This window comes from Chryseobacterium takakiae (genome assembly GCF_900129385.1).
GTDB classification, from domain to species: Bacteria; Bacteroidota; Bacteroidia; order Flavobacteriales; family Weeksellaceae; genus Chryseobacterium; species Chryseobacterium takakiae.
The window spans coordinates 1-12,567 of sequence record NZ_FQVO01000012.1 but is presented as its reverse complement, the minus strand read 5'-3'; the positions used below and the strand labels follow the sequence as shown (position 1 = coordinate 12,567).

Here is a 12,567-nt window from a genome sequence, read left to right as displayed (position 1 = left end):
AATGATTCCGAGAAGATTTGATCGGGGGCTATTGTTTTTGTGGTATTTATAACACTCTGAAATACTTTTATTTATGAATATAATTTATAGTTATTCTAAATTTCAGCTTCATTAAACGGTAGTTTTACTTAGAAATGCCTTATGATGTTTTGGAAAGTTTTTGACTCCGTCGAATTGTATTTTTATTATATTTTAGGAGCAATTTGATTACATCGAAAAGCTATACTTTTATTTTTTTTGGAAGCTTTTTCCCGCTTTCCGCACTCGCTATTTTTTAGGTTTCGGCGCGGCGGCTCCGCCGCGCCGAAACCTAAAAAATGAGCTCAAACATATGCTACAATCGAGGCTAGGGTAAAAGTCTTTTCATTCACCACATTAAATAAAATACTCATCTCCAGCTTTTATTGAACATTGATTTGTGCAGAAAAATTCACTTTATAAAACCACCCCGTCTTCTCCCATGGTCGAATCCACCCCTCCGGAGAAGGGGAATTTGTTTCCGTTAAGCAATTGGCAATTATATTTAAATCGTAGGTAAAGCCCCTCCATCCACTGAATAATTAACGCCTGTGATGTATTTTGCTTCCGGAGAGACAAGATAAGCGACAAGACTTGCAACTTCGTCAGATTCGGCCATCCTTCCCATCGGAACATTCAGTTTTTCCATCACTGATTGATAAGCTTCGTCCAGCGTAACGGAAGATGACTGCGCCATATTCTGAATGAATTCCAGCATCAGCGGTGTTTCTACCAGTCCGGGCGATACTACATTCACACGAATTCCGTGTGCGGCAACCTCATTGGCCAATGCTTTGCTGTAGGCATTCAGTGCTGCTTTTGCGGAAGAATATGACATGGTCATTTCCCAGATCGGCAGCTTTGCGGCTCCGGTAGAGATATTTACGATCGCTCCGCTTTTTTGTTCGATCATTACAGGTAACAACGCTTTGTTGATCCGTACAACCGACATAAAATTCGTCTGCCAGTCATTATTCCAATGCTCATCGGAAAGTGTACTGAAACCTCCGCCCGGACTTAAATTGGCTCCAGCATTATTAACGATAATATCTATTCTTCCGTATTTTTCCAGAATCTCCGCAGCAATAATTTTCGCACTTTCAGGCTCAGCAAGATCTGCCTGAATAAAATATTGTCCTTCTTTATTTTCTGCAGGAGCTTTACGGGCTGTTATTACCACCTGAATACCTGAATTGCTTAAACGATCAGCGATAGCTTTGCCAATTCCCTTTGTCCCTCCTGTTACCAGAGCAACCATCTCTTTTGATGAATGATTCATAATTTTTTGTTTAAATGAGTTGCAAAGTAAATCACAATACTTTACTTTTGCAAGTAGTTACACGAGTGTATAGTAATAACAAAAAGTAAAGGATTAAACATAATCAATGCGTTATGATTAAAAAAAATATACATCAGCCTGAAGAAAAATGTGCACTTCAGGAAATCTTAGGGGTAATAGGCGGAAAATGGTCGATGTCCATCATTTATGCATTATTTACAGGAAAAAAACGTTTCAGTGAATTGGAAAGGCTTATTCCCAACATCAGTACCCGGATGCTGGTGAAAGAGCTGAAGAACATGGAAGCCAACGGAATTGTGATAAGAGAAGTATTTGCAACGGTTCCCCCAACTGTTGAGTATACTTTAACAACAAAAGGCGAAAAATTGGAGCCTATTATTAACGAACTGCATAAATGGGGCGTGGAATACGTGATCTGATTCTTAAAAAAGATTTTTTTTTAACCAAAGATTTTTCAGGTGATTGTGTTGTAACCCTGTCATTCTGAATAAGCAAAGCGGAATGAAGAATCTTTTTATCTCCCGCAGATTCTCAGATGCCGCAGATCATTTGTGCTACGGTTTGTCATTCTGAAAGCAGCGAAGAATCTTAAACTTTTAAAGATTCTTCACTGCATTTTAAGACAGCTTTGTATTTATTTAATCTGTTTCGCGGTGTAATCACTTTCGTTTCCTAACCGGTCAATAGCTTTTATAGCTGCTGCATTTAGGGTTTTCCCGTCTTTAGACTTCGGAATTTCTTTTGAAAGCTGATCCAGCGTCAGGATTTCGGTTTCCCAAATACCATTATACTGCGTAAAAAGTACCCATTGGAAAACCTCCTTTATATTTTTCGTACTCCAGCTTATTTGTACAAAACTTCCGTTATCATTAATGAACAGGCTCGGTGTCTGTAAAGGTACCGCTTTCAGCCACGGTGTTTTCGGAACCAGGGCTTTCTCTTTATAAGGTCCGTTTTTCAATGTCGGAAGCATGCCCGGATTTTTGGTGAGCCCGGCAATACTCCAATGGATTTCGCCGGCATTATTTCCCAACACCTGTCTTGAAATATTAATCTGATTTTTAATTTCTGCAGGACGGTCAGAAGATCTTATTTCCACGGTATTCAATCCCGGCCAGAGATGACGGTTTAAGGTATTTTCTGATTTCCACCATTGCAATAAAGGTTCAAAAGGCTGCCCTTTTGATTCTACCGGCCAGTACAGCTGGGGCGAGAAATAATCTACCCAGCCTTTATTCAGCCATAATTTAGCATCCGCGTATAATTCGTCATACTGAGAGGATCCTACAATTCCCTGCGGATACCCCGGCTTCCAGATTCCGAACGGACTGATCCCGAACCGGACATAGCTTTTCTCAGCATGGATTTCCTTATAGATTCTTTCCACAAATTTGTTTACATTATCCCTTCGCCAATCTGCTCTGGATAGCGTCCCTCCGTTTCTTAGATATTCGTTCCAGCTTGCATTATCCGGAAAATCTGCGCCTTTGTTGTAAGTTGCATACGGATAAAAATAATCGTCAAAATGAACGGCATCAATATCATAGCGTTTTACAATATCTTTCACCACATTGGAAACGTGGCCCTGGGTTTTCGGATTGGCGGGATCAAACCAGTACATTCCGTTTTTCAATCTGATTACAATGTCTGAAAGTTTATTCACCATTGACAAACTGTTGGGCGTTCCTCCGTTGGAATGATGGGCACGGTAAGGGTTCAGCCAAACGTGAAGCTCAAGACCTCTTTTATGGGCTTCTTCAATCCAGAACTGCAGCGGATCATAATTAGGATAAGGCGCCATTCCCGTCTGCCCCGTCAGAAAGTAGGACCACGGTTCGATATTACTGGTATACAAAGCATCGCCGGAAGGTCTCACCTGGAAGATCACGGCATTGAAATTATTATCTTTCAGCATATTCAACATGCTGATTGCCTCTGCTTTCTGCTGATCAACGGAAAGGTTATTTCTTGAAGGCCAGTTGATATTGGCCACACTGGCAATCCAGACCCCGCGGAATTCTCTTTTAATCTCAGGGAGCACCGTCCTGAAGCTTTCATCGGGCGGAATTGAAGCTTCGGGTTTTGGGCCGGCTGGCGGTGAAGTTTTATTTTTAGCGGTGCTTTTTGAAGGTGTGGAAGCTTTTACTGCGTTATTCTGTGTGGAACAAGCCATGAATGATGTAAAAACTCCTGATAATATGATCAGTTTTAAGTAATTTATTCTCATATCTGCAAAACTACATTAATTTATTTTGTTGATTTAAGTTACGATAATAAAATTAGTTAAACGCTAAGAACGCAAAGATTTTTGACTACTAAACGTTTTTAAGTTGCAAAAAGAAATTTCGCCGATTCTAATAATAAATCATAAAATTGAGGCAAAGGCGTGTCACTCAACAAAGGTTAAAAGCTTTTGCTTTATCAGGAGATTGTCATGCTGGAAGCATCTTAATCATAATGTATTTTTTAAACGCAAAGCACGCAAAGTTTTTTTGACTACTAAATGTTTTTCAGGGCGCAAAGGCGTTCTACTTAGCTAAGAGCGCGAAGAGATAAAATGCTCCCGCTGATTTCACGGATGGCGCAGATCTTATTCTGTAAACTGTTTAAGCTTGTAAATATGCTGAGAGATTTTGCTTTATCAGGAGATTGTCATGCTGGAAGCATCTTAATCGTAATGTATTTTTTAAACGCAAAGCACGCAAAGTTTTTTTGACTACTAAATGTTTTTCAGGGCGCAAAGGCGTTCTACTTAGCTAAGAGCGCGAAGAGATAAAATGCTACAGAAAGCAAGCTGAGATTTTTATCTCCCGCTGATTTCACGGATGGTGCAGATCTTATTATTCTGTAAACTGATCAAAGCTTAATATTATGCTGAAACTTTTACTTCATCAAGGGATTGTTATGCCAGAGCATCTTGATATCGTAATGTATTTTTAAACGCAAAGCACGCGAAGGTTTTTTGACTACTAAATATTTTCAGGGCGCAAAGGCGTTCTACTTAGCTAAGAGCGCGAAGAGATAAAATGCTCTCGCTGATTTCACGGATGGTGCAGATTTATCATGAGGTATTATATAAACAAAAAAGCTCCGAAAATTCGGAGCTTTGATATTAGTGAAGTGGGATTAGGCTTTTGCTGCTCTTTCCACTTTTTTTCTTTCTTCTTCGGAAAGGAGTTTCTTTCTCATACGGATGAAATTCGGAGTTACCTCGATGGCTTCGTCAGCCTGGATGTATTCCATACATTCTTCCAACGAGAATAAGATTTTCGGAGCAACACCGGTATCTTTATCTTTACCTGCGGCTCTCATGTTGTTCAGCTGTTTTGCTTCAACGATGTTTACCACAAGGTCTCCCGGCTTGTTTTGCTCTCCTACAATCATTCCTGCATAGATTTCCTCTCCCGGATCTACGAAGAACTTACCTCTGTCCTGTAGTTTGTTGATGGAATATTCTGTAGCAGGTCCCTGTGTTTTACTGATCAACACTCCGTTGTTTCTTCCCGGAATGGCTCCTTTGAAAGGCTTATATTCCGTGAAACGGTGTGCCATAATCGCTTCTCCAGCCGTAGCCGTCAACATTTGTGAACGCAATCCGATCAGACCTCTTGAAGGAATTTCAAATTCCATGTGCTGCATCTCTCCTTTGGTTTCCATAATGTGAAGGTCTCCTTTTCTTTGGGTAGCCAAATCGATTACTCTTGAAGCATATTCTTCAGGAACGTCTACTACTAAAGATTCATAAGGCTCACAGCTTACGCCGTCGATTTCTTTAAGGATAACCTGTGGCTGACCGATTGTCATTTCATATCCTTCTCTTCTCATCGTTTCGATCAAAACCGATAAGTGAAGAATCCCTCTACCGAATACAAGGAAGGTGTTGGCATCATCCGTCTGCTGTACTCTTAACGCCAGGTTTTTCTCCAATTCTTTGGTTAATCTTTCTTTCAGGTGGTTAGAGGTTACATATTTACCGTCTTTCCCGAAGAAAGGTGAATTGTTGATGGAGAACGTCATGTTCAGTGTAGGCTCATCGATAGCCGTTCTTTCCAATGGCTCAGGGTTTTCAAGATCTACGAAAGAGTCTCCGATCTGGAAAGCATCGAAACCAACCACAGCACAGATATCACCTGCCTGAACTTCAGTTACTTTTTTCTTTCCTAATCCTTCGAAAACGTATAGTTCTTTAACTTTTCCTTTTGCAATTTTACCTTCTGCCTGAGCAAGACCAATCCATTGGGATTCTTTAAGCTCTCCTCTGGTTACTTTCCCGATAGCGATTCTTCCTAAGAAAGAAGAATAATCAAGAGAAGTGATCTGCATCTGAAGGTTTCCTTCCGTTACTTTCGGAGCCGGAACATATTCCAGAATCCCGTCAAGCAATGGTAAGATATCTTCCGTTTGTTCTAATGAGGTGTTGAACCATCCCTGTTTTGAAGATCCGTAGAATGTTGGGAAATCTAACTGCTCTTCGGTAGCGTCAAGGTTGAAGAACAGATCGAATACCTGATCGTGAACCTCATCCGGACGACAGTTCGGCTTATCCACTTTGTTGATGACAACCAATGGTCTCAATCCTAATTCCAGCGCTTTCTGAAGTACGAATCTGGTCTGTGGCATCGGTCCTTCAAAGGCATCCACCAACAGGATTACCCCGTCTGCCATTTTCAATACTCTTTCTACTTCTCCCCCGAAATCGGCGTGACCCGGTGTATCGATTACGTTAATTTTCGTGTCTTTATAAGTAACAGAAATATTCTTGGATAAGATGGTGATCCCTCTTTCTCTTTCAAGGTCGTTGTTATCCATAATTAACTCCCCACTCTCCTGATTTTCCCTGAAGATATTGGTAGCGTGGATGATCTTGTCAACCAGTGTGGTCTTCCCATGGTCAACGTGTGCGATGATCGCAATATTTCTAATGTTTTGCATAAAAGATTTTTACGGGTGCAAAAGTAGTGATTTTTAATGAAATACTTGCTAAATAGTTATGTTAATTAACAAATTCATAATGAGGATGTTTAATATTGATCGCAGTAATTCATGTCTGGAAATATCCGATTATTTTTTTTAATCCTGATTTTTAACGTTAAATTATCTTTGATTTACTTAAACAATTTTGAAATGCTTTTTAAACATTAAGAGTAGATAAGGGTTTAAGATGAATTAAGAAAATATCTGTGATATTTTGTAAGCCGAGACAGATTTACCCATTAAATTCAAAAAAAATCGCTTAAATAATACATAAAAACAGCCTGCATCAATACGATTAATCCGAACTTCAGTAAAAATGATGTTTTTGAAATTTTATGCCTGAAGAGGAGCATTCCCAGCAAAGCTCCTATGGTTCCGCCTAGGAAAGTCAGGGACAATAAAGCGGACTCCGGAATTCGCCGCTGATGTTGCACCGCTTTTCTTTTATCGATTCCGAAAATGATGAACGTGACGATGCTGATGACTGCTATTGCGTAAAACATTCGGCAAATCTAACACAAAAAAATGATCCGGAATTTTTACCTTTGCGGGAAATACCATCCATGACCGTACAGGATCTCGCAGGAAGTTATGCCATTCAGGGCAGCAATCAGGAGGAAGCAGGCAGCAGTTCCTACCAGGGAATCCTGACCTTATCCCTCGACGAAAACAACCGCATCACCGCCAAATGGCTCATCGGCCACCACGAACAGCACGGCACCGGCTTCTACAAAGACGGCATCTTAGTCATCAACTTCCACTACGAAGGTGACGACCAAAAGATCTACAAAGGCGTTGCCGTGTACCGCCGGATCAACCCGGATGTTCTGGACGGTTTCTGGTCTGAGAAGCACGGAGATCCGAGGTTTCTGGGGACTGAGTATTGTGTGAGGATTTTTGGTGGCGGGATGGTGAATTGATGGGTCATTGCGAGCAAAGCGAAGCAATCTCTGACAGCTATTTTAATTCATTCTGCTCTATCACCGGTAAATTTATCCCTATTTTATAAACTTTGTGATAGGCATTAATTTCATCCCATTGTAATTCACCTAGATTTAAATTATTCTTATGAATACCATTAATTGGTTTTGGATAAATAATTAGACATTCTATTTCTTCATTTAATTGAGGGGATTGATTTTTCACTTTTTTTAATCTCGCATACCCTGCGACCTGTCTTATATCATTATGAACCTGGCTGTAATTATAATGCAGTTTATATTTTGCATCCACTACAATTTTCTTTTTGTCACTGCAAATCAAAAAATCCAAAGCATTGCCATAGGTAGAGAACTGATAATTAAAGTCTTTTGCCTGAAGTTCAGGATTATCTTTTAACAATTGAGCATAGACGTACAGTTCAAACATCTTCGGCATATCAATCCAAAACGGAGGGGTAAAGATTTCTTCTTCAGTCGTCTTGGTAATATTATAAGAGAATCTTTTTAAAATTTGTTGACCAATGTTAATAGCTTCTTTGTATTCTTTGAAAAAAGGGTTATGCTTATAATTTTTGATGTCCTGAATATTGATCTCACTTCCAATATGTTCAAACGACGGCCGAATATAATTGATCAACCAAAAAATTTCATTTTCTTCCTTAAAATAAATCTTATTATTCTCTATGTAGTTGGTACAGAATATAAATACTTTATTCAAAAAACGATTTTCCAGTGAATCTTCTCCGAAAACCTGGTATTCGCAGACAGTGTTTGTCAGTCGGTTTTTAAAAACGTTCTGTCTGATCTGTTGTCCGACTAAAATTTTACCTTTAACCCTATTCCTAAGGTTATCCTGTTTTTTATAATATGATTTTTTTAGACCTTTTCTAACGATGTGTTTTAACAGATTAAGAAATCGAACCACCAAAAAAGGAGCCAGTAAATCCTGCTTTTGATTAATTAAAATCTCCTGATCTTCCCAATCTACAAAGAGTAATTTTCCTGTATGTTTTGATACTTCGGCATGAGACATGATCTGCATGAGCATTCCAATGACATCAACTTCTTTCTTTCCTGAAGAATTTTTAATTTCTTCTTCTACTTTTCCATTAAATTCTTCAATCTCTCTATCAGAAAAAGTGTCACTCTTTTTTGTAGCTTCTTCAAAAGATTCTACAACCTTATCGTTAAGCTTTGGCTCTACCTGAATATACCGGCTTTTATCAGTAGTGAACCAATCAATCCCTACAAAATAATCGGAAATAATCTTAACCTCGTTTTCGGTAACTGTATGTCTGAAACAAGGATAATCTTTTCCTCTTTCTTCTTTAAAAAAACGCGGCTTTATTTGTGATAAAGAAGATTTTTGAAAATAGTTTTTCCTTTCTTCATGTACTACATCATACCAATTTTCTGTAATCAGTAAACTATAATGAATATGTTCTTTCAGAATGATGCCCATTATTACTCAATTTTTAAACTGAATGTAGTTTCCAACTCGTTAATTTTTTTCAAAGCATCCGTTTTTAAAACTCCGTCTCTTACATATTCCAAAAGAATAGGTTTAATTTCGTAATTCCATCGTACTTTCATATCTGCTCCTTCTTCTGATTTATTGATAAAGTAAGAGTGTCCTAAAGCTACATCTTTGGGTTCAAATTCCTGAGAAATAAAATCTGATTTAGTCTTGTACTCATCTTTTGTGAAAAGTGCCTTTACAGCAGAAAACAGATCGGTATAAAATTCTCCGCCTTCCATTTCTGATGTTAAATCTTTCGGCATAACATCTACAAAAGCAAATCTTCTTCTGATGGCGTAATCAATATGCCCTACACTCCGGTCTGCGGTGTTCATGGTTCCGATGATGTAAAGGTTTGGCGGAAGAACAAGATTTTGAGACCCATCGACTTCATACATCGATTCAACTTTTTCTCCACGGTATTCTAATGCGTAAATTAATTCGCCTAAGACTGAAGATAGATTGGCGCGGTTGATTTCGTCTATTACTAAAACGAAATTTTTTAAATCTTCTTTATCAATTTTAGAGGGATTATTTGAAATAAATTTTTTGTATAAGTCTAAAAAATTTTGATAATATGTAGCATGCTGTCTTGTTAATGAGTTTAATAATTCATTTTTAACAATTTCCTGACGTGAATTTAAATTAAGCTCAATAATTTTTTTAAGCTGACTAAAATTCATATTGAGACCGTTTGCGTGTGCACTCCAATTATCTCCTTTGTATTTAAATCGATTATCCTCAACGGAAAATATATACACATTTTCAGATATATTAAATTTGCCGGAGAGATCCAACTGTTCAATAATAAAGTTTATGAATCTATCAAAATCGGTTTCAAGACTATTATTTGAAGTGATGCTTTGTGATTTCTTATAATTTTCTAAAGCATTCTTTGCAAATTTACCCAACGTTTTATTTTCAGCTTCATAGATTATTCCCTCTCCTTCAGGATTTGGTCTTGCCACAATTCCTCGTACAAAATCTTCATAGGTATAACTTGGATGAAACTGTATGATTTTGAACTGTTTGCTTTCTTGAAGTTCTTTTTCATTTAACCCTAAGATATTTTGTGCAATCTGTTTTGCTTCTCTTGTTTTTCCCGTCCCGGGAGGGCCTTGTAAAATGATTTGCTTTTTGTACTGCAGCAGTTCGATGGTCTTTTTCATGTTTTGATTTTTTTTGAATTCAATATTTGATATCATTGAAATTATTGGTGTCTGGCTACCAACGCTTGGGTAACCTGAAGAGAAATAATATTTAAAATGAGAAGATGGGATTGGCTCAATTTTATAAAATTTATTTACTAAATATACCCAGCTTGCTGATTTATCTCCATCCCTATATTCATCAAATGAATTTAGTTTCCATGTAATATTTTCATAATTATTTTCCCAATCTACTTTATTGTATTCCTGCGCTGATGTAGCAAAGTCAATGACTTCTGCTATATAAATTGCATTATTTTTTGAAGTGTAGAAAATTTTAAAAGAGCCGTTTTCATCAATACAATCTTTTAATAATTTAAAAGTTTTGGTTGTACCGTTAGGTTTCCTGTGATTCCATAAAATTATATAATCAGCACCGTTTAGATCATTAATAGCTCCTTCCTGCCATCCGGTTCCGTCTGGAGATATTAACCCAATGATGCTTTCTTTCCATTCAGGACTGATATCATAACTTAAACATGACAGTAAATGCGTATAGTTTACAGGATTTTTAACTTGTATAGATAACCCGGAAAAAAAATCAATAAAGTCCTGCTTAAATGTACTTTTATTATAGCTTTTTTTGAAAAGGTTTTCAGAAATCAGGCTGCGGTGATTTTCACTCAGCATGGTAAAATGATCTTCCGGGTGAAGAAGATATTCGATTGCATTTTTTACCGATCCTTCGGAAAGCTGTCCTTCAAATTTATAGGTAATCAGCTGCTCCAGCCAGTTATTCATTCGTACGAATGCTGAAGCCAGCACTCTTTTATCATCATACTGATTGAGCTCATTTTTTTTGTAAGCTTTTAAATCACAATAAGAAACTAGAGAGAATATTGTTTTCCCAAAGTCAGAAAATTCTTCGGAATCCTGAAATAACTTTTTAAGTTCTTCGTATTTCTTTTTATTAGCGATAAGAATCTGTTTCTCTTCTTCTCTTACTTCTAAGTCTAAAAATTTCTGCAGTTCATCTTTGGCTTTTTGAAAATAAAATTCATCAGAATTAATGATTGCCTGATTTCTTTCAGCTTTCAAATATTCTGAAATTTTGTTTTGTAAGTTTATGTCCATAAAATAAGCTATTAATTATATCATGCTAATCATACCTCATTCGCATTTTAATGAGGTAATAGAATTTTAAAAGCTTGATATATCTCAGATATCGACGATAAAAAATGTGAATTTATATATGGGTATCATACGTGGATGGTATATTAGTTTTGGCGAATATAATAAAATTCCAACTAAATCAGAGTATTTTTTTTACGGAAATAATCTGATTTAGTTGGAATCACTTTACTAAGTTAGTTATTCACCATCTGATTTTGATTTTTCACGAAGCTGCTTACTGTCAAACGATGTACACCCAAAATTCTCCCTATTGCTGAATAAGAAACTTTGCGATCTAACAAATCCTGAATTTTTCTTTCCTGTCCGGTTAGTTTAGTTTTTGCTGAACGACTTCCCTTAGGTCGTCCCAAAATGACACCTTCTGCTTTTTTCCTTGCCAAAGCCTCTTTAGTTCTTTGTGAAATAAGATTTCTTTCAATTTCAGCTGAAAGACCGAATGCAAATGCTAATACTTTAGAGCTGATGTCACTGCCAAGCCTATAATTATCTTTTATTGTCCACACCTGAATATCACGATTCATACATTCATTTAAAATTCCCATAATCATCAATAAATTTCTTCCCAATCTGGAAAGCTCTGAACAAATAAGAATATCTCCTTTCTTCATTTTTTTTAATAGTTTACCCAACTTTCTGTCATCAACGTTTTTTGCTCCGGAAATTGTTTCTTCAATCCATTTGTTGACAACAGTACCCTGTATTTCACAAAAATGATTAATTTCAAATCTTTGGTTTTCTACCGTCTGCTTGTCTGTACTTACTCTTATGTACCCGTAAATCATTATTTTTCTGTTTAAAATTATTAGTCAGTTTTGGTTTATTTTAAACCTATTCTGCATAAAATAAACCTATCCAATAAATATTGCAAGGAAATGAGCGATTATTTTAGACAAAATGCAGTACAAACCACATTTGCAAATTCTGAAAGTTGGGTAATACTTTCTTCTTTAGAACAACAAATCAAAGCGAAAATTGAGAAGATAGGAACTCCTTTAAAAGATTGGGATATCAATATAAGTAGAGGTATTATTACTGGGTTTAATGAAGCTTTTATAATTGATTCTTATACAAGAGAAAAATTAATAAATGAAGATCCAAATTCTGTTGAAATTATTCGACCTATTTTACGTGGCAGAGATATCAAAAAATACGGATATGATTTTGCAGATACGTATGTAATTTTAGCTTATTATGGAAGTTATAAGATTCTTGAGCAAAACTATCCGGCTATTTACAAACACCTTCTGACCTATGAAAAGCAATTAAAAAACCGCGGGCAATGTCGCTACACTTCTTCGGGAAAATTAAACAGCAATGAAGATTTTCCAGGTCAACATCATTGGCTAGAGCTTGATAACAATTTAACCTTGCAAAAATTGGAGGATTTTTATAAACAAAAAATCATGTATCCTAATATGACAAAATTTCTTCCGTTTTATCTAGATGATAAAGGATTTACTCAAAATGATAAAT

The 12,567-nt window shown here is 36.8% G+C and carries 9 protein-coding genes and 1 pseudogene; 3 read left to right on the top strand and 7 right to left on the bottom strand.

Annotated features, from left to right (window positions below):
- Positions 1–523 precede the first annotated feature (523 nt).
- Positions 524–1,297, bottom strand: a complete 774-nt coding sequence (locus BUA76_RS14785) for an SDR family oxidoreductase (protein WP_072885569.1) — start codon at positions 1,295–1,297, stop codon at positions 524–526.
- Positions 1,298–1,410: 113 nt separating this feature from the next.
- Here BUA76_RS14785 and BUA76_RS14780 point away from each other — a divergent pair, with 113 nt between their 5' ends.
- Positions 1,411–1,737: a winged helix-turn-helix transcriptional regulator gene (locus BUA76_RS14780; RefSeq protein ID WP_066435696.1), complete on the top strand. Its 327-nt coding sequence runs from the start codon at positions 1,411–1,413 to the stop codon at positions 1,735–1,737.
- Between the two features lie 215 nt (positions 1,738–1,952).
- Here the strand turns inward: BUA76_RS14780 and BUA76_RS14775 are convergent, their stop codons facing one another.
- From BUA76_RS14775 to BUA76_RS14765, 3 genes are all read right to left on the bottom strand, one after another.
- A complete protein-coding gene (locus BUA76_RS14775) occupies positions 1,953–3,545 on the bottom strand; it encodes a glycoside hydrolase family 10-like protein (protein WP_072885568.1) in 1,593 nt (530 codons plus the stop codon).
- Positions 3,546–4,444: 899 nt separating this feature from the next.
- Entirely contained in the window at positions 4,445–6,250 is a 1,806-nt protein-coding gene (gene typA / locus BUA76_RS14770) for a translational GTPase TypA (RefSeq protein WP_072885567.1), read from the bottom strand.
- A gap of 287 nt (positions 6,251–6,537) precedes the next feature.
- Positions 6,538–6,795, bottom strand: a complete 258-nt coding sequence (locus BUA76_RS14765) for a DUF1294 domain-containing protein (RefSeq protein WP_072885566.1) — start codon at positions 6,793–6,795, stop codon at positions 6,538–6,540.
- Positions 6,796–6,855: 60 nt separating this feature from the next.
- On the opposite strand from BUA76_RS14765, the gene BUA76_RS14760 reads away from it, so the two are divergent.
- Positions 6,856–7,212 carry a hypothetical protein gene (locus tag BUA76_RS14760; protein WP_072885565.1) on the top strand — a complete coding sequence of 119 codons (357 nt, stop codon included), beginning with the start codon at positions 6,856–6,858 and terminating at the stop codon, positions 7,210–7,212.
- A gap of 37 nt (positions 7,213–7,249) precedes the next feature.
- Here the strand turns inward: BUA76_RS14760 and BUA76_RS14755 are convergent, their stop codons facing one another.
- The 3 genes from BUA76_RS14755 to BUA76_RS14745 all read right to left on the bottom strand — a co-directional run bounded on the left by BUA76_RS14755 (position 7,250) and on the right by BUA76_RS14745 (position 11,876).
- Positions 7,250–8,695 carry a 5-methylcytosine restriction system specificity protein McrC gene (locus BUA76_RS14755; RefSeq protein WP_072885564.1) on the bottom strand — a complete coding sequence of 482 codons (1,446 nt, stop codon included), beginning with the start codon at positions 8,693–8,695 and terminating at the stop codon, positions 7,250–7,252.
- 2 nt (positions 8,696–8,697) lie between these two features.
- Positions 8,698–11,034, bottom strand: a complete 2,337-nt coding sequence (locus BUA76_RS14750) for an AAA family ATPase (RefSeq protein WP_072885563.1) — start codon at positions 11,032–11,034, stop codon at positions 8,698–8,700.
- Positions 11,035–11,267: 233 nt separating this feature from the next.
- On the bottom strand, positions 11,268–11,876 hold the full coding sequence (locus tag BUA76_RS14745; RefSeq protein WP_072885562.1) for a master DNA invertase Mpi family serine-type recombinase: 609 nt from the start codon (positions 11,874–11,876) through the stop codon (positions 11,268–11,270).
- Positions 11,877–11,966: 90 nt separating this feature from the next.
- On the opposite strand from BUA76_RS14745, the pseudogene BUA76_RS14740 reads away from it, so the two are divergent.
- Positions 11,967–12,567, top strand: a pseudogene (locus BUA76_RS14740) (Eco57I restriction-modification methylase domain-containing protein); the annotation flags it as partial.